The sequence below is a fragment of the Paenarthrobacter sp. NPDC018779 genome (genome assembly GCF_044391085.1).
GTDB lineage: Bacteria > Actinomycetota > Actinomycetes > Actinomycetales > Micrococcaceae > Arthrobacter.
In genome coordinates this window covers 382,670-399,972 of the sequence record NZ_JBIRZS010000001.1, presented here as the reverse complement: position 1 = coordinate 399,972, position 17,303 = coordinate 382,670, and the positions used below count along the sequence as shown (strand labels likewise).

General features: G+C 64.7%; 16 protein-coding genes and 1 tRNA gene. 2 read left to right on the top strand and 15 right to left on the bottom strand.

Annotated features, from left to right (window positions below):
* The 13 genes from ACH488_RS01860 to ACH488_RS01800 all read right to left on the bottom strand — a co-directional run bounded on the left by ACH488_RS01860 (position 1) and on the right by ACH488_RS01800 (position 14,160).
* Positions 1 to 1,308 (bottom strand): hypothetical protein, encoded by a 1,308-nt coding sequence (locus ACH488_RS01860; protein WP_397321842.1) that lies wholly within the window; start codon positions 1,306 to 1,308, stop codon positions 1 to 3.
* A gap of 20 nt (positions 1,309 to 1,328) precedes the next feature.
* Complete coding sequence (locus ACH488_RS01855) at positions 1,329 to 2,666, bottom strand: O-antigen ligase family protein (protein WP_397321841.1); 1,338 nt, start codon at positions 2,664 to 2,666, stop codon at positions 1,329 to 1,331.
* Positions 2,647 to 3,336, bottom strand: coding sequence for a hypothetical protein (locus ACH488_RS01850; protein ID WP_397321840.1), 690 nt, complete (start codon positions 3,334 to 3,336; stop codon positions 2,647 to 2,649). The genes ACH488_RS01855 and ACH488_RS01850 overlap by 20 nt, the downstream gene beginning before the upstream one ends.
* Positions 3,337 to 3,338: 2 nt before the next feature.
* Positions 3,339 to 4,082 (bottom strand): hypothetical protein, encoded by a 744-nt coding sequence (locus ACH488_RS01845; protein WP_397321839.1) that lies wholly within the window; start codon positions 4,080 to 4,082, stop codon positions 3,339 to 3,341.
* A complete protein-coding gene (locus tag ACH488_RS01840; protein ID WP_397321838.1) occupies positions 4,079 to 5,242 on the bottom strand; it encodes a glycosyltransferase in 1,164 nt (387 codons plus the stop codon). The genes ACH488_RS01845 and ACH488_RS01840 overlap by 4 nt, the downstream gene beginning before the upstream one ends.
* Positions 5,239 to 6,510 carry a glycosyltransferase gene (locus ACH488_RS01835; RefSeq protein ID WP_397321836.1) on the bottom strand — a complete coding sequence of 424 codons (1,272 nt, stop codon included), beginning with the start codon at positions 6,508 to 6,510 and terminating at the stop codon, positions 5,239 to 5,241. Before ACH488_RS01835 ends, ACH488_RS01840 begins: the two co-directional genes overlap by 4 nt.
* Positions 6,507 to 7,976: an oligosaccharide flippase family protein gene (locus ACH488_RS01830; RefSeq protein WP_397321835.1), complete on the bottom strand. Its 1,470-nt coding sequence runs from the start codon at positions 7,974 to 7,976 to the stop codon at positions 6,507 to 6,509. The genes ACH488_RS01835 and ACH488_RS01830 overlap by 4 nt, the downstream gene beginning before the upstream one ends.
* Complete coding sequence (locus ACH488_RS01825; RefSeq protein WP_397321834.1) at positions 7,973 to 8,635, bottom strand: acetyltransferase; 663 nt, start codon at positions 8,633 to 8,635, stop codon at positions 7,973 to 7,975. Before ACH488_RS01825 ends, ACH488_RS01830 begins: the two co-directional genes overlap by 4 nt.
* A complete protein-coding gene (locus ACH488_RS01820; protein WP_397321833.1) occupies positions 8,632 to 9,798 on the bottom strand; it encodes a DegT/DnrJ/EryC1/StrS family aminotransferase in 1,167 nt (388 codons plus the stop codon). The genes ACH488_RS01825 and ACH488_RS01820 overlap by 4 nt, the downstream gene beginning before the upstream one ends.
* Positions 9,795 to 10,814 (bottom strand): NAD-dependent epimerase/dehydratase family protein, encoded by a 1,020-nt coding sequence (locus ACH488_RS01815; RefSeq protein ID WP_397321832.1) that lies wholly within the window; start codon positions 10,812 to 10,814, stop codon positions 9,795 to 9,797. Before ACH488_RS01815 ends, ACH488_RS01820 begins: the two co-directional genes overlap by 4 nt.
* Positions 10,811 to 11,920, bottom strand: coding sequence for a Gfo/Idh/MocA family protein (locus ACH488_RS01810; RefSeq protein WP_397321831.1), 1,110 nt, complete (start codon positions 11,918 to 11,920; stop codon positions 10,811 to 10,813). The genes ACH488_RS01815 and ACH488_RS01810 overlap by 4 nt, the downstream gene beginning before the upstream one ends.
* Positions 11,921 to 11,961: 41 nt before the next feature.
* Positions 11,962 to 13,635 (bottom strand): sugar transferase, encoded by a 1,674-nt coding sequence (locus tag ACH488_RS01805; RefSeq protein WP_397321830.1) that lies wholly within the window; start codon positions 13,633 to 13,635, stop codon positions 11,962 to 11,964.
* Between the two features lie 267 nt (positions 13,636 to 13,902).
* Positions 13,903 to 14,160, bottom strand: coding sequence for a hypothetical protein (locus tag ACH488_RS01800; RefSeq protein WP_397321829.1), 258 nt, complete (start codon positions 14,158 to 14,160; stop codon positions 13,903 to 13,905).
* A gap of 39 nt (positions 14,161 to 14,199) precedes the next feature.
* On the opposite strand from ACH488_RS01800, the gene ACH488_RS01795 reads away from it, so the two are divergent.
* Positions 14,200 to 14,433 (top strand): DUF5703 family protein, encoded by a 234-nt coding sequence (locus ACH488_RS01795; protein WP_387438396.1) that lies wholly within the window; start codon positions 14,200 to 14,202, stop codon positions 14,431 to 14,433.
* A 9-nt stretch (positions 14,434 to 14,442) separates the two neighbouring features.
* Here the strand turns inward: ACH488_RS01795 and ACH488_RS01790 are convergent, their stop codons facing one another.
* Both ACH488_RS01790 and ACH488_RS01785 read right to left on the bottom strand, forming a co-directional pair.
* Positions 14,443 to 15,603: an acyl-CoA dehydrogenase family protein gene (locus tag ACH488_RS01790; RefSeq protein WP_397321827.1), complete on the bottom strand. Its 1,161-nt coding sequence runs from the start codon at positions 15,601 to 15,603 to the stop codon at positions 14,443 to 14,445.
* A gap of 13 nt (positions 15,604 to 15,616) precedes the next feature.
* The gene (locus ACH488_RS01785) at positions 15,617 to 16,921 is read right to left on the bottom strand and encodes a M20/M25/M40 family metallo-hydrolase (protein ID WP_397321826.1); all 1,305 of its coding nucleotides are present in this window, start codon (positions 16,919 to 16,921) and stop codon (positions 15,617 to 15,619) included.
* 267 nt (positions 16,922 to 17,188) lie between these two features.
* Between ACH488_RS01785 and ACH488_RS01780 the strand changes: the two genes are divergently transcribed.
* Positions 17,189 to 17,274, top strand: a tRNA-Leu gene (locus tag ACH488_RS01780).
* The last annotated feature ends 29 nt before the right edge of the window (positions 17,275 to 17,303 follow it).

The following is a 17,303-nucleotide window of genomic DNA, read 5'->3' as shown; positions in this document are numbered from 1 at the left end:
TCACCAGCCGCAGCTGGTGCCTCCTTCAATGCGGTAGAGGTGGACTGCGTTGCCGTCGGCGAAATTGTCGGTGAACGTTGCGTCGGTGATGGGGATGGTGCGGTTTTCATCGATCACGACGGCGGTGCTGCCGCCGCAGGCGAGGTGGAAGGTGGCTTGGCCTCCGGCTTGGGTGTTGGCACCCGAGAAGACGTAGGCCTGCCCGTTGTGGAGTTTCGTGGCGACATCCACGGGGCCGGATGCGGTGGCGGCGCCGTCCAGGAACGGGGCGTTGAGCACCGGGGCGAGTTGTTTGATCTGGTGGTTGACTGCCGTGACGGCGGGCCGCACGTCGCCGGGGCAGTCTCGAAGAACGTGCTGGGTCACGCAGTCCCCGCCGAAGCTGTGGTTGAAGTACACGATTCCCCGGGCACCGTGGATGAGGCTGCTCCATACGGCGGCACGCAGTTGGGGACCGGTCATGGTGGCAGCGGCTGGTGAGTCTTCGAACGGGTGGCCTGCTTCCACGAAAGCCCATACGGGTTTGTTGCCTCCCGTAAGTTTGCGGATGCGCTCCACCGTCCACCCGTAGTTGGCCGCGAGCCGGCATTGTGCGGGGGTGAGGTCCCGGAGGTAGCCGTTGATGGCGCCGCCTTCGGTCTTGGCGCAGATGTTGGGGTCCGTGAACCAATAGTTGTCCGCCGAGACAACGTCCTGATACTCGCGAAGGAACTTTTGTGATTGTTCGTCGGACAGCCAGAAGGTGACGCCCTTGCCATAGTTGGCGTAGACCATGGTGCCCTGTGGCGCGGCGGCGCGCAGCTGGCCCTGGACCGTGTAGCCGCATTTGGCTTGTTCGGGAACGCAGATGGGGCCCTCGCCTGGGTATTTGCCGCTCCACGCGCCGTCACCGCCGCCGGCCCACATGTCCACCTCGTCACCCAACGCGAAGCCTGCGGCTGTCCCGGCCGGGTAGGTGGGGATGGCGTACATTCCGGAGGACTTGATGAGCTCCATGTCGGAGTCCGGTGTGAGGACGACGTACGTGTTGAGCCCCGCTGCGAGATCCTTGGCTACGTAGTCCTTCTCCAAGGCACTTTCGAACCAGACTCCCACGGGAAAGTAATTCGGATCGGTGGGAAGCGGATTACTGAATTGTCCGTAGAAGTCCGGTCCGCCGTCCACGGGGCGCAGCGCAGTGCCTGCCGGGTGGGTTGGTTCAGGTTGCTGCACCGTGCCTGCCAGGGGTGCTCCCCCGCTGATGGTGGCAGCGGCAAGGAGGCAGAGCAGTGCCAGGGCTCCGAGTATTGCCACGGACTTGCGGTTCATGGTTCCCCGATTCCCGGTGGTCAATGCGGAGTGGTCTTGAGGGCAGCGTCCGTGCGGGCCAGCCGCCACAACGCTCCGGAGATTCCGAGCATGAAGAACAGGACGCTGGCGGACATGGCGAAGGACAAGCCATCGAAGAAGGCGAACGTGACGGCGATTGCTGCTACTGAGGCCAGGACCGCTTGGGAGAGCTGTTGGCCGGCGGGATCAGTGGCGAGTTTCCTGCCCCGCCAGGCCGCGGCGAGCGCGCAGGCGATGACGCCCAGGAAGGCCAGCAGGCCGAGGACTCCAAGTTCCACGAGGGTGCCCAGGTACTGGTTATCCACGATCACGTAGTCGGGCAGGAAGGTTCCGAACCCGCGGCCGACCACCGGGTTGTTGGCCAGCATGCCGAAAGCCGTGCTGTAGGCGCTGGTGCGGGAACTGATGCTGGGGTCCTGTGTTCCCACGGTGAAGAGTCCGCGAAGGGTACCCAGCATGCCTGGCGTCAGGACGTACAGGGCTCCAGCCAGGACGACGGCCAGGAGCATCGCCCGGCGTCGGATCTTTTTGGGCCACGACGGAACCAGGGCGACGATCGCGACGGCGAAGGCCGTGAGCGCTGAACGGGAGACCGAGAGAACGGCTGCGGCGGAGATGATCGCTGCCGGTGCCCATCTGAGGAGCCAGCCGCGGTGCCTGTCGGTCACAGCGAAAGCAATGGCTACGGGGAGGGAGGCCACCAGGACGACGCCGTACTCCAGGGGGTGGCTGGCCATGCCGGCTGCGCGGACGAAACCGCCCCTGGACTGTACGCCGGTGAGCTCTGAGGCGGCGCTGAACCCGGGAAGGCTGATCCAGTCCACCAGTGACTGGCCTGTGGCAAATTGCAGCAGGCCCAGCAGTGCTGTTCCCGTTCCTACCAGGACCAGGGCGCGGAGGACCTTCATCAGGGTCCGGCGGCTGGCCAGGCCATCGTTGATCAGCAGGAAGATGCCGGCCCAGCTCGTCAGTCGGATGATGCCGCTGTCAGCCGGGCTGGTTTCGGGTGCAGGGACTCCGTGGAGCATGGCCAGGGCGTAGCTGGCCAGCGCTACGGCCAGGAAAACCGCCATGGCGTTGCGGACCATTTGTGTGCCTGCACGGCTTGGGCTGGTGCGCTGCAGTTGGTACAGCAACCACCAGGCGAAGGCCAGGAGCCCGCAGAGGGTGCTGGGCCTGCCCACGGACCCCAAGGCGGTGAGTGTCAGGTTGGAGGGGATGGCACAGGCGAGGAGCAGGTAGACAATGACGAACGATGAGACGTCCCTGCGTTCGGCGGGTTCGAGCGGTGTGGGGTTGGCAAGCAGCGTGTTCCGCTCAGACCCGGGCCTTATCATCGGACACCTCCCTTGGTTGCACCTTGCCCTGGCGGCGGCGGACCATGATGCGGTCGATGTAGATGGTGGCCACGGACGTGACCGCAAGGCAGAGCGCCTCGAGCACCACGGCTCCCTTGAGCCGGGTGACGGGAGTTCCACCGCCGAAGACCACCTCTGACTTGGACGGGGTTGTCTGGGTGGAAATGAGGTCACCTTTGACCTGGGCTTCGGCTTGCAGCTTGACGGTTGCGTCGTTGATCCGGTCCAGCACGTTCGCCAGCACCTGGTTCACCTTCTCTGCGCTCGAATCCACAACCTGCACTTTGAGCACGGGCTGGGTGAAGGTCTTGTTCCACTGGCCACCATTGTTGGGCAAGGTAACGGAGTAGCCCTGCTGGACTCCGGCGCCGTACAGTGTTCCGCTCGTCAGGACCAGGTCCACGGCAGCGGAATCCTGGTTGACCCGGCGCTTGACCATGTCCGCGAAGTCCACCAACGTCATGGCGCTGCCCCCTGAGATCCAATAGGCAGGCTCACGTTCGGGGGCCAGGAACGTCACGTCTGCCTCGGTCCAGAAGACGGGCTCGGAGGACCTGATGGCACCCAATGCAGCCAGGCCCAGCACCAGGCCTATGGCCACTACGTACCAACGGCGCAGGAGGATCCCGAGGAATGTAGCCGCCGTCATGGCTAACTTGGTCCGGAAGACAAGGGCAGGACGCCGTCGGTTTCAGGTTCTGTGGTGGCCTGGGCCTTGTTGCGGTTGCGGGATCTCACCGGCGAGGCGGCCAAGGGATCCACGGTGATTTCCTGCTCTGCTGCCAGCTTGCGGCGTCGCCGGGTCAAGAGCAGCCCGTCCAGGAGGACAGCGATCACCAGGGTCACGGCCACTCCACCGGCGCCTGCTACCAACACCAGCTGGGTCCGGGCTTTCACCTCCGGCACGGCCTGCCGGTCCACCAACAGGTTCATGGTGGTGATCCTGGCGGGAACGGCGACATTGAGGGCTTCCTGCATCTCGTTGAGGGAGCGCGGGGTTTCCTCCATCACGGCCTTGAGCAGGGACATGGTTTGCTCCGGTGAGTCGGCGGTGGCTGTGATGACCAGGATGGCACCGTTGGTTCCACGGTCCGGTTCGGCCGCGTACGTGGCCGTGCCGAAGTTCGCCAGAACCCGTTCCTTGACCGGCTGCGAGGAGAGTTTACGGATCAGGATGTCCAGCGCCTCGCTCATGCCTCCCAGGTAGAGGTAGGGGTTGCCTGCTGCGCCGATGCTCTGGCTGGAGGGCATCAGCACCAGGCTCGCTTGGGCTTTGAACTTGTCCGGGGCGTTCATCTGGATGGCCACGCACACCAGCCCGGTGACCAGGATGCCGGCGACCAGCACGTACCACCGCCGGATTATGCTCGCTATGACGGTACGAAATTGCATCATTTGCTCCCAACATGACGGGGTCCGCGTGTGCTGTCCGGCTCCGTGGTTTGATGCTTGCCCACTAGGGAAAGCAGCTGTTCTGCCCTGACATCCCACGTGTGCGCGAGAGCCGAGTCCTGGATCGCCAGCCGCCGCACAGGGCCGGGCGGGTCAACGATCCTGGAACGCACAAGATCCACGAATTCCCTAGGTGTCCCGGCGATGGAGACGGACAATCCCCCAACCCACCGTGTGGCGGGCAGGTCCGTCGCAACCACGGGAACACCTGATGCGAGGTATTCGAGGGTCTTCAAGGGAAAACTTGACGTATTGAACTCCGAAACGCTGTACGGGGTCAGGCCCACCGCGACTGTTTGGAGGATCCGGGCCACCTCATCGGCGGGGACTTCACCGCGCCAATCCACCGACGGCAGGGCAAGGAAGCCATCCAGGAAGCGTGCCATCCCCGGATCGCGTTCGGTCCGGGGTCCCACCACCACCAGCGGCACCTCGGCATGGCCCAGTTCGGTGAGGATGTCCTCATCCAGCCGTTCGTTCAGTTGCCCCACCAGGGCGGCAACGGGCCGCCCCACGGCGTCCGGGTCCCCTGCCGCCGGGGTCCGGCAACCATTGGGCAGCAGCTCCACGGTGCGGCCTGCGAGCGCGGTCATCTTTTCGGCCAGGCCGGGCGAGACCGCGGTGATCACATCTGCCATGGCGCAGTTGGCCTGCAGGACCCGTTCCACATGGCGCCGCGACAAGCCCAGGAGATCCGAGGCGGCCAGCCAGTCGTCCGTGAGGTGAAGAAGCCGGGGAGCACTGATGGCTGCCGGGAACGGCACCACCGGGGAGGAATTAACGACGACGGCGATGTCCGCCTTCTGCGAGGCGGACACCAAGGCCCTTGTGGCCAGTGCTTCGGTGATCCGCCGGACCAGGGGGCGGCTGAAACCAGGAAGTGCAGGGAGGCGGAGCCGGTTGATGGACGGGGCCACCTGTTCGGGAACACCCTTGAGGCTGCGGAAGGCGTGGCGGCGGACGTCGGCGTAGCGATGGACGGAAACTGGCTGGTCCGCCCACAACACGTCGGCGTGTACTGCGAGCGCCTCGGCGAGGAGCCTGTCCGTGCCGGGGATGCCGTCCCAGCGGCCTCCGGAAACGTACATGATGGTCTGCGTCATGGCCGGACCTCAGCGGGGTTCCAGGCCGGCCGTGGCGAGGACGCAACGGGACGGGAATTGAAATCGTCCAAGGCGGCTTGGCCGCGTAGCCGGAGCCAGCGGCGTCGCGCAACATAGGCGGCATACCGTGACAGGGCCTTTGCCTCGGCCGGTGCAAGCGCAACCTGCCGCTTCGGTGACCCGCAAACTTCCGTGTAGAGGTCCAGTTGCCGCTGCGCGGAGTGCTCCAAGGAAAAACGTTCCACAACCAGGCGCCGGCCGTAACTGCCCAGGGCTGTGCGCAGCCCCTGGTCGTCCAGGAGGCGGGCCAGGATGGCGGCGAGCGCCCCGCTTCCTTTCCCGGAACTCCCGGGCCCTGCGCCGTACCAGCCCTGCCACAGGAAGGTTGGCAGCGATTCCGGCGTCAGGAGCTCCCAGAAGCCCTCCTCGCCTTGAACCACCAGGGGCTTGGCAAACGCCATGCCCCGCAGTGCCGAGCCGCCCATTCCCAACACCACGTCGGCCATCGCGTAGGCGGGGCGTGGGTCCTCGATTTCCCCGGTCAGGACAACCACGGCGCGTCCGGCCCCGGCGTTGATCCGCTCGGCGCGTCCGCGGACGGTTGCCTCGGCCGGCCCGGATCCCACAACCACCAAACGCACGTCCCCTGCGCGGGCAAGATCCGCCACGGCATCCATGGCCGCGAGGATTCCCTCCAGCTTCAGTTCGTGGGCCAGGCGCGAAACACAGACAACGTGCAAGGCCGCGTCCGCCAGGCCCCACCTTGCCCGGAATTCGTCTGTGGCAGCGCCGGCATCCGGACTGTTGGCTGCAGTATCGACAGGGGGTTCCATCAGGCGGACCGCTCCCCGGCCGGCTTTCGCTTCATGGCGGCGGATCTGCTCCGTTCCCACCATCAAGGGCATGGAATAGGGAATGAAAGGTGCAACCGCCATGGACATGACGGTGGCGACGGCGGAACCGCCCGCTATTTTGCTGGCGGCGAGGCACTCCAAGGCGGGGGGCCATTCGTAGCCGTGGATGATGTCCACGCCGCGCTCGCGGACCAGGCGCCCCAATGCCCGGACCACGGCCGGCGAGGGACGCTTCCCCGGTACCGGGGCCTGGACGTGCTCAAGGCCCAGTTCCTTGGCCCTGCGAACCAAGGGGCCGGGCTGTCCGAACAGCATCACTTCGTGTCCCAGGGCCTGAACGGCGGCGCCCAGCTCAATGGCGTTCAGTTGGCTTCCGCCGAGGCCAAGGTCGTGGGGGTAGACAACGATTCTCATACGGCCACCTCCTCGCGGCCACGGCCCCAACGCCGGATTTCGGCGACGTCGGAGCGCCGCAGGGCGAGGCCGGCACCCATGACCACAAGTCCAATGCCGGTGGAAGCAAGGACAGCAGGCAAGGGTGAGTGCAGTGCCTGGGACACGAGCCACGACGCGTAGCCTGTGACGGCGGCCAGGGCGAGCGGAACAGCCACACGGGCCGCCAGGTCCCGCAGTGCGACGTTCGCCCGGCGCAGGGTCCTGAGATACATGGGTGTTGTCACCAGCAGGGCCACCCCTGCCGGAGCCATGGCCAGGCCCGGCATCCCGCCCAGCAAGGCCCCGGCAATCAGTCCTGGAACCAATGCCACCAGCGCCACTAGTTGGACACTGAAAATCGACATGGAGAGGCCAACCACCACCAGGTAGTCATAGAACAGTTCGTGAAGGATGCGCAGAGCGGTCAGCGGCGCCAGCCACACCAGGGCCAGGCCCGCCAAGGACCAGGCATCCCCGTAGACCAGGGTCACCAAGGCGACAGCGCAGCCCATCATCACCGCGCAGACCGGGAGGAGCACCGCGGACAAGGCACCCAACAAGGAAAGCAGGGCGGCCCGCATGTCTTCCGGATTGTCCTGCAACCGGGCAAACATGGCCGGGGCGACGCTCCTGAGGGGCTGCGACAACAGCGCCGCGGGCCAACCCGCCATATTAAACGCCATTACGTACAGTCCCAGCGTCACGGGTCCCAGCATCTTGCCTGCCACCAACTGGTCCACGTAGCCCACGCTGAAAACCACCAGGCTCGCCCCTGCCAGCGGCAGCCCGAACGACAACAGTTCGCGGGCCGCCTTCCGGGAAAAACCGAAGCGGTAAGGCAACGGAGAAAAAACCACGAAGAGCACGGCGGACACAATGCTTGCTGCCACCCGGCCGACGGCAAGGCTCATGGCCCCCATGCCGGCTATGACCAGGACCAGCGAAACACCCGCCCCGAGCCACACGTTCACTTGGTCTATGGCCATCCGCTGCCCTTGGCGGAAGTTTCTTTGCAGGAGGGCAGCGGGGGTGGCCACGAGGCCGTTGAAGACGATGCACGTAGCAAGCAGCCGGACAACATCCGTGGCGGCCTCATTGCCCATGGCGGCAGCAAAGTACGGGGCAGCCACATAGGAAGCAGCGAAGAGGACAACACTGCACGCCGTGGAAATCGTGGTCACCGTAGCAGCGATATGCTTTGGGTCCCCCGGCCACCGGACAATGGCCAGGCTCACCCCCAACTCGTTGAAGCTCAACACCGCAATCAAGGCGACGAACGCCACCGCGTACGTGCCGAACTCCTCCGGCCCCAGCAAACGGGCAAGGGCAATGCCAATCCCAATGGTCCCCAGGCGCGTGACGAACGCATTGATGACGCTCAGCGCAAAGGCCCTCGAGGGCGTTGGCCTGCGTTGGGTGGTCGCCACGTGCTTCTGGAGAGTCACAGGATGCCCTCCAACGCAGGGTAGTTGCCGCGCCGGATGATCCGTGCAGGAACACCCGCCCACGTCTCGTCCTCGGGAACATCGCTCAAAACGGCGGCACCCATGCCGATGGTGGCACCTGCGCCAACCGTGCGGCGCTCGCGGACGCTGGCGTTCATCCCGATGTACGCTGCCCTGCCGATGTGGACGTTACCGCCCAGGGACACGCCTGCGGCGAAAGTCGCGAAGTCGCTGACAACATCATCGTGGGTGAACGTCACTCCGGGCATGGCCACGACGTGGCTGCCGAGGGTCACCGAAGCAGTCATGGTTACATGCGCCAGGATGATGCTGCCGGGGCCAATGCGGCACCCTTCCGGAACATGGGCGGAGGGATCGACGGCGGTGGCGTAACGGTCCTCGGACAGTCCAAGCGCCCGCAACCGCATGACGACGCTTTCCCTGCCGCTGCCCGATCCGATGCAGACCAGCAGCAGTGCATGCGGGAATTTCAGGGCGTCACGGATGGGACCGAGGACGTGGGCTCCATCGACGACGCGTCCGAGCTTGTCTTCGTCGTCGTCAAGTATGCCGATGACATCGAACGGCCCGCTGCTGCGGACCATGGCCAGGACTTCCCGGGCCAGGCCGCTTGCAGCGATCAGGAGCAGCTCGCTCATCGTCCCCGCCCTGCCGCCCGGAGCACGGAATCAATGACGCGGACCTGGTCGGCGAGCGTGAGCTGGTGGTAGAGGGGCAGGATCAACGTATGGTCCGTGAGCCATTCCGTGGCGTCGAGGGCGGCGCTGCCAGTGTCCCTCCCGGCGTAGGCGGGCTGGCGGTGTGCGGCCATGATGCCGCGCCGGGCCGAGATTCCGTCCTCAGCCAGGCGAACCATCAACTGATCGCGTTCCAGCGGGAAAACCTCACCGATTTCCAGCCAGCACGACTGGTAATTGCCCGCCCCGTACACGGGATCGTCCACGAGCCGCAGGCCATCCACACCGGCAAACGCGTCAGCGTAGTTGGCGGCCAGTTCACGACGCCGGCGCACGGCTTGGGCCAGCCGGCCCAACTGCACGAGTCCGACGGCGGCCTGAAGGTCCGTCATGCGGTAATTGAAGCCAACTTCGAGGTACTCCTCAGCCGGGGCCAGAACGCTTGCATGCCGGTCGGCGGCCGAAACGCTCATGGCATGTTCGCGCAGCCTGCGGGCACGGTCGCCAAAGTACTTCCGGGACGTCGAGAGCATGCCACCCTCCCCCGTGGTCAGGATCTTGCGGGGGTGGAAGGACCATGCCGCCACTTCCGCACCGGCACCCACCGGCCGCCCGCGGTACCGCGACCCGATGGCGCACGCAGCATCTTCCACCACCACGATGCCCAAGGGATCGCACAGCGCACGAAGGGGATCCAGGTCCACCGGAACACCGCCCTGGTCCACGGCGATGACGGCCCGGGTCCTGGGAGTGAGCGCGGCGGCCACGGTTTCGGCCGTCACGCAGCCGGTGACGCGGTCGACGTCGGCGAACACCGGCCGTGCGCCCACGTACGTGGGCGCGTTCGCCGTGGCAATGAAGGAAAGGGAGGGCACCACCACGTCGTCGCCGGGACCAACACCGGCGACGGCCAAGGCCAAGTGCAAGGCGGAGGTGCAGCTTGAGACCGCAACGGCGTAAGCCGCCTGCTGTTCACGGGCGAAAGCTTCCTCGAACTGGCGTACCTTGGGTCCCTGGGCAACCCAGCCCGATGCTATGACCTCCGCCACGGCCTGGGCCTCTTCGGCTCCAAGCCACGGCTTCATGACGTCGATACGCGCCAGCGAGGTCTCGGACATGGTCATCGTGCACCTGCTGCCGGCACCGCCGGCCGGGTGGCGGACCTGGCTGCGGCGATTTCCTCCCGGAGGGGCCTCCACCAGTCAACCAGGGAACGTAATCCGTCCTCCAAACCCACGGCGGCCTCAAAGCCCAGGTCACGCCGGGCAAGGGTGGTGTCGGCCAGGCGGCGGACCACACCGTTCACTGCCCGTTCCGGCCCATGCTCCAGGTGCAAAGGCGAATCCATGACGTGCAGCAGGGTACGGGCGAGGTCGGCAAGGCTGGTCTCCGTACCGCTGGCCACGTTGTACACGCCCTCATTCACGCTGCTCGCGGCCGCAAGGACATTGGCACGGGCCACGTCCGCCGTGTGCACGAAGTCCATGGTCTGCTCGCCGTTTCCGAAAATCAATGGAGGAAGTCCATCAACGATCCTCTCCATCCAGCGGACCAGCACCTCGGTATAGAGTCCGTGGACGTCCATGCGGGGCCCGTAGACGTTGAAGTAGCGCAGCAGCACGTAGTCCAGGCCGGACATGGCCCGGAAACTCCTGGCCATGCCTTCGTTGAACGACTTGGCGGCGCCGTAGAAGGTGTCGTTGTTGTGGTGGTGGTGACGTTCCGTCGTCGGAAATTCCTCTGCCATGCCGTAAACCGAAGCACTGGAGGCCGCGATGAGCTTTCCCACTTTGTGCTCGACGGCCGCTTCAAGGACGGTGAACGTCCCGTCCACCAGAACTTCCAACGCGAGCCGCGGTTCCTCCGCACACTGGGTGATGCGTATGGCCGCCTGGTGAAACACCAGGTCCTTGCCGATGGTCAAATCGTGGACCAGGTCGCGCTCGCGGATGTCCCCCTCGACCAAACGGACACGTCCGGAGGCCATGGCATCGTCGAGGTTGGCTTTACGGCCACGCACCAGGTTGTCCAGGATGTCTACGTGAGCCACTCCGGCGTCGAGCAACTGATCCACCAGGGTGGATCCAATGGTGCCCGCCCCACCCGTGACCAGTGCCGTGGCGCCGAGGAGGGCGTTCACTGGGCAACCTGGAGGGAGACTTCGTTCCCCGCCACAACGGCTGCGTGCCCGTCGGTGCCAAGGCTCTGGGTGACGGCTTCCAGGACTGACAGGACTCGCAGTCCGGACTCGCCGCTGGTCCGTGGAGTCGAGTGGTTGCGGATGGACGAGGCCAGTTCGGCCACCACCTGGGTCAAGGGCTCACGTTCCTGGAGTGCCGGGGACCACGTGTCTCCCAGGCGGTAGGAAATCGCTGTCGCTTTCTTGTCCGCGGCGGAGCGGGGCTGGTGTTCCAGGCTGACTCCACGGTCGTAGACGCTTAGCCGCTGTTGGGGATTCAGGTCATCCCAGACCAGCGTCCTCTTGGATCCACCGATGATCATTTGCCTGATCTTGGTGGGACTCAGCCAGTTCACATGGATGTGGACCATGGCGTCGTTGGGCAACCCGAAGGTGAGATGGCCTACGCAGTCGCGCCCGGTCCCGAGTGGATCGGCCCCGTGCGCGGAGATTTCCGTGGGGTGCAGTCCGCCGGGGAGGATGAAATCCAGGATGGACAGATCGTGCGGGGCAAGGTCCCAGAACACGTTCACATCGGGCTGGACCAGGCCAAGGTTGATGCGCACGGAGTCGACGTACAGGATGTCGCCCAAGGCGCCGCTGCTGACCAGCTCCTGGATTTTCAGGACCGCCGGGGTAAAGCAGTAGGTGTGGTCGGCCATGAGGACCAAACCGCGGGCCTTGGCCTCCTCCACCATCTCAAGGCCCTTGGCCCTGCTGTCCGCCAGTGGTTTCTCCACCAACACATGCTTGCCTGCCCGCAGGGCGGTCATCACCACGCCGTGGTGGGTGTGGGCCGGCGTCGCCACGGCTACGGCGTCAAGGTTGTAGGTGTCCAACAGTTCGTCGAGGGATTCGACGACGGCCACCCCACCTACCGTTTCCGCCAGGCGGAGTCCCCGTTCGACGTCCAGGTCGCAGATGGCCACGAGTTCCCAGTCCGGGCTGGCTTTGAGGTTCCTCGCCAGGTTGGGCCCCCAATAGCCCGCGCCCACAACGGCGATCCGCAGTTTGGGGCGCAGCCCGTGGCCATTCAGTTGGCCTGATGGAATGGTTCCTATGCTCATTTTCCACTCGGATTCTGTGAAGGTGACTGGGTTGAAACGGTCTAGTAGGCTCCGGCGGGCCGGGTCATGGCCCGGAAGGTCCGCCACATGATCATGAGGTCCCCCGCGATGGACCAGTTTTCGACGTAGTACAGGTCCAGGCGGACAGCTTCGTCCCACGGGAGGTCGGAGCGTCCATTGATTTGCCACAAGCCGGTGATGCCCGGCTTGATCAGGAGCCTGCGGTGGGTGTGCTGCTCGTAGCCGTTCACTTCGCGGAGCAGGGGCGGCCGGGGGCCCACCAGGCTCATGGTTCCCATCAGGACGTTCCAGAACTGCGGCAGTTCGTCCAGGGAGTACTTCCGCATCCACCGGCCGCACTTGGTAATCCTTGGATCTCCCTTGATCTTGAACAGCACACCGGCTCCTTCGTCCTTGGTGCTGAGTTCTTCCAGCCTGGCCTCTGCGTCCACCACCATGGACCGGAACTTGAGCATCTGGAAGGTGGTTCCACGCTTTCCGATCCGCTCCTGCTTGAACAGGACGGGACCGGGGCTGTCAGCGCGCACGATCAGGGCCAGTGCCAGCAGCACGGGCGCCAGGACCAGAAGCGCTGCGCCCGCGACAGCGATGTCCATGACCCGCTTGAGGGTGTGTTTCCCACCGGAATAGTGCGGGATGTCCACGTGCATCAGTGGGAGGCCTTCGACTGGACGCCAGTGGATGCGGGGACCGGCGACGTTGGTCAGTGTTGCCGCGAGCACCAGTTCGGCAGCGTCTTCCTCGAGCCGCCACCCCAGCTCGCGGATGAACTGGTTGCCGCCCGGGACTGGGCCTGCCACGATCACTGCGTTGGCTCCGGTCTGCCGGACGGTGCGGGCCACCCCGTAGATCGACGAGAGAACAGGGACACGGCGTTCGTCCACCACGAGGGTTGTTCCCCGGCGTGCGCCCGGAAGGCAGGCTCCCACAATGTCGTAAGGGGCTCCGGACTTCCTGTTGATTTGCTTGATGACGTACCTGACGTCCTCCGGCTCACCCACCACGATGGCTCGGGAGAGGCACAGGCCATGGGCCTTCTGCCGGCCCAGCCAGCGCCTGAAAGCCCACCGGTTCACCGCAAGGGCAGCAACGCCGATGGGCAGCGAAACAAGGACGAAGGTGCTGACGGACTCGATCCTGAACACCACCGCGGCGACGCCCAGGAAGCCGAAGACCCGCAGGCTGGCCGAGAGGACGCGCTTGTATTCCTCCGGGCCGACGCCAAGGACCTTCGAATCCCGCGTGCGGTAGACCTCCAGTGCGCCAATCCACGCCAACCCGATGAGCAGTCCCAGGATGGCTTGCCGTGTGTATCCGGTTCCCTCCGCAGCCGTAGCGAAGCCATCGGTGTTCAACAGGTATCCGGCAAAAACCGCGACCGCCACCAAAACACTGTCGGAAAGGCGGAGGGCATTCCTCAGCAACCGGATCCACGTTGAACTGTCGGGCCGCGGCAGCACCGCGTGCGCGGGCCGGCGGGTGACTGGCGGCATGAGGTCCAGGGTGACATCTGCCCCCAGTGCCGCCAGTCCCGCCTTTTCAGTCCGTTGTGCAGCAACGGACTTGTCAATCCAGGGAGACACCGGCGGATTGACGGTGGCAACGGCCGGTTGCAGGGGGAATTCCGTGACGGTGTGGGTTGCACGCTTGGGTGCTGTTGCCTTGCCTTGGCGCAAGAGCGGAACTCGTACCATGTCAGCCTTCTTTTGCAGACCTGCCATTGCCTACAACCCAGTGAAGCCGGGGGGAAATGGGGGCGCACCAGTAGTCGGTACTCAACTTTGCGCAGGTTTACCCCTTGCGCATACTCGCGAGTACCTAGCTGCGCTACTTGGGACTACGTGCCTTGGCTCGTGGTTCGACGCCGGAGATCAGCGCCAATCCGGGCCCAAGGCAGCACAAAGAAGCCCAAAACCGGCACAAAAAAACCGGCCACCCGTTGGGTGGCCGGTGACAGTTGCTCAGTCCTCCAGGCTTTCGAGGTCCTCGTCGAGGACCTCTTCACCGTCCTCGTCATCCTCGTCGAACACTTGAAGGGGAGTAACCTCGGAGTAGGCCTCGTAGAGTGCGTCCTCGTAAACCTCAAACGCATCGGCTACGGCGAAGAAGGCCGCCTCGACGGTGGGATCACCCTCCCCGCGCCGGGCGGAGGCAGCGGCCAGATGCTCTTCGAAGGCAGCAGTCAGTGACTGCAGCGCGACACGCGGATCGATGCTCATGCCTTCACGTTAGCCGGAAAAGGACCAAAATGGAGAGGGATGAAGGAACAATTTCAAGGCGGCTCCGTTGAGCGCCAACGAGACTATGCCCGTCAGTACGAGTACCTCGTCCTGACGGTTGGACCTGAGGATTCGCTGCCGGAGGCCCGCCGTCGGCTGGCAGAGCACTCCGAGTACGGCAAGTGGGAGTTGGAGCGCAGCCGGCTGTATATGGGCGGCGGCCGCCGTTTCTGGCTCCGCCGGAAGGTGTACTCCGTCCAACGAACGGTGTAATCCCACCGACTAGTTTTCCAAGGGTCCCAACCAGGCGCTGGCCACTGTATTGTGCGCCGATTCGTCGTTGGACGGGTGGAAGATGCCGGCCAGCACGTCACGGTAGAGCCGCTCGAGCTCCGAGCCACGGAAATAGCTCCCTCCCCCGGACACCCTGATGGCCACGTCAACCACGTAGCGGGCATTCTCCGTCGCCCGTGATTTCAGGCCCACCAGCTTCGGGAACCATTGCGGACCGTGGTCCACCAACCCGTCCACGTCCCGGGCCAGGCCGGCCAGCTGTGGGTAGATGCCGTCCAGGGCCATGGCGGCATCGGCGATCTTCCAGCGGATGTCCGGATCCTGGGCAAAACTGCGTCCCCCGTACTTCGAGGAGACCCGCCATTTCACGGCGTCCACGCCCAGGACGAAGGCACGCTCCGCAAGCCCGGTGTAGACGGCAGCGAGCAACGTTTCGAAGCAGGCGAAAATCGCGAAGATCAGCAGATCCCGGTTCGGTCCTGCCGGGAGCTTCCGAAAGATCCGTTCCGGCGGCACCACAGCACCCTCCAGCAAGGTGCTGTTGGACGCACTGGCACGCATGCCCAACGTATTCCAATCGTCAAGGGTCCGGTGCCCGGGATCCTCGCGGCGCAGGAATCCGAACACCAGTTCGCCCTCGCCATCACGGGCATCGGAGTCCTTGCCGAAGGTACCCAGCCGCGTCCAGCCGTGGGACAGGCTGGTGAAAATCTTGCGGCCGGTAAACCGGTAGCCGCCATCAGGCAACGGCTCGGCCACAGTACCGGAATCGAAGAGCATGGAGTCATTGCCCGCTTCGGAAATCCCGAAGGCGAAAACCTCCCCTTCTCCGGCCTCTTTGAGGACAAAGGCCAGGGAATCGTCTCCCCTGGCGTTCATGACATGCGCGACGCCGGTCCACACCAGGTGCATGTTCACGCCCAACGCTGTGGCCGGCGCAGCCGTGGCGAGCCGTCGCTGAAGCGCAGCTACCGCTTCGAGGCCAAGGCCCAGGCCGCCGTCGGACGCCGGAACAAAAGCCTTGAGGTAACCGGCGCCGGCAAGGTCCGCGAGGTCTTCGTGGAAGAACGCATTGTCCCTGTCGTAGCCCGCAGCCCGCCCCCGGAGCCGCTCGAGCAGTTCGTCGGGCAGGATTTCCTCGGGAACCATTGCCTCAGCCTTCCTAGTAGTTGGTAAGCAGCCTGTTCAGGACGCGGGCGCCGAACTTCAACGATTCGGCGGGAACCCTCTCATCGACGCCGTGGAACATGCCGGTGAAATCAAGCTCGTCCGGCAGCATGAGCGGGGCAAAGCCGTAGCCCGTGATACCGATTTTGCTTAACGACTTGTTGTCCGTTCCACCGGAAAGCGTATAGGGCAGCACTTTCGCTCCAGGGTCCTCCGAGTGGAGGGCATCGATCATGGAGTCCACCAGGTTCCCCGCAAACGGGACTTCCAAGGACACATCCTTGTTCACGTAGCTGATGTCAATGCCTTCACCGGCGAGCTCCTTGATGGTCTGGAACACCAACTCCTGCTGACCCGGCAGCGTGCGGCAATCGACGAAAGCTTCGGCGGACTCCGGAATGACATTGTGCTTGTAACCCGAGCGCAAGTACGTGGGGTTGGAAGTGTTCTGCAGGGTCGCACCAACGAACCGCGCCACGGTCCCCAGTTCCTTGAGGAGGATGTCCGGGTTGTCGGGGTCGAACTCCACTCCGGTGAGTTCGGTGACGCCGTCCAGGAACTGCCGCGTCGTGGGAGTCAGCTCGATGGGCCACGTGTACTCGCCGATCCTGGTGACGGCAGCCGCGAGACGGGTCACTGCGTTGTCCGTGTTGATCTGGGAGCCGTGGCCGGCGCGGCCGTGCGCTACCAGCCGCAGCCAGGAGATACCCTTCTCGGCTGTTTGCAGGAGATAGGTCCGCTGGCCACCGATTGTTGCCGAGAAACCGCCCACTTCCGAGATGGCTTCAGTTGCACCATCGAACAGTTCACGGCGGTGCTCCACGGCATAGCGCGCCCCGTACGTTCCGCCCGCTTCCTCGTCGGCGAAAAAGGCAAAAATGATGTCCCTCTTGGGCTTGCGGCCAGTCCTGGCGAAATCACGCAGCACGGACAGGATCATGGCGTCCATGTCCTTCATGTCCACCGCTCCACGGCCCCAGATCAGGCCGTCCTTCAGTTCACCGCTGAAAGGATCAACGCTCCACTGGTCCTTCAGTGCCGGAACCACGTCCAGGTGGCCATGGACCACCAACGCGTCCGCGGATGGATTCTCGCCGGCCATGCGGGTGACCACGCTTGCCCGCCCAGGCTCGGATTCGAAGATCTCGACGTCGAGGCCGACTTCGCTGATGAGGCCTGCGGTGTACTCAGCCGCAGCACGCTCCCCCGGCCCTGTGCCATCGCCGAAGTTGGACGAGTCGATGCGAATGAGCTCCTGGCAGATCCGGACTACTTCGTCCTCGGGACGGATGACAGACATGGAAGTTCTCCTTGCGTGGCTGGGCTGCAGGTTCCGGTGACGCGCAGCGCGGATTCCGCTGCTGTGCCGTCCCGTGTACCTTCAGCCTACTCATCGGATGGGCGAGGGTGCAGACATTTGAGCCTCCCACCGGACCACGCTTTGCCCGGCCACTCCGCTCCGGTTGCCCGATTTTTGTGTTCCCCCAAAGCGTGTTAGAGTTTTTCTCGCTGCTTCGAAGGAAAGTGAAGTGCCGCACGGCCCAAACAGATACTTCGAACACCACCTGCGCGGGTGGCGGAATGGCAGACGCGCTAGCTTGAGGTGCTAGTCCTCGAAAGGGGGTGGGGGTTCAAGTCCCCCTCCGCGCACCAACTCAAGGCCTGGAATTTTCGAATTCCGG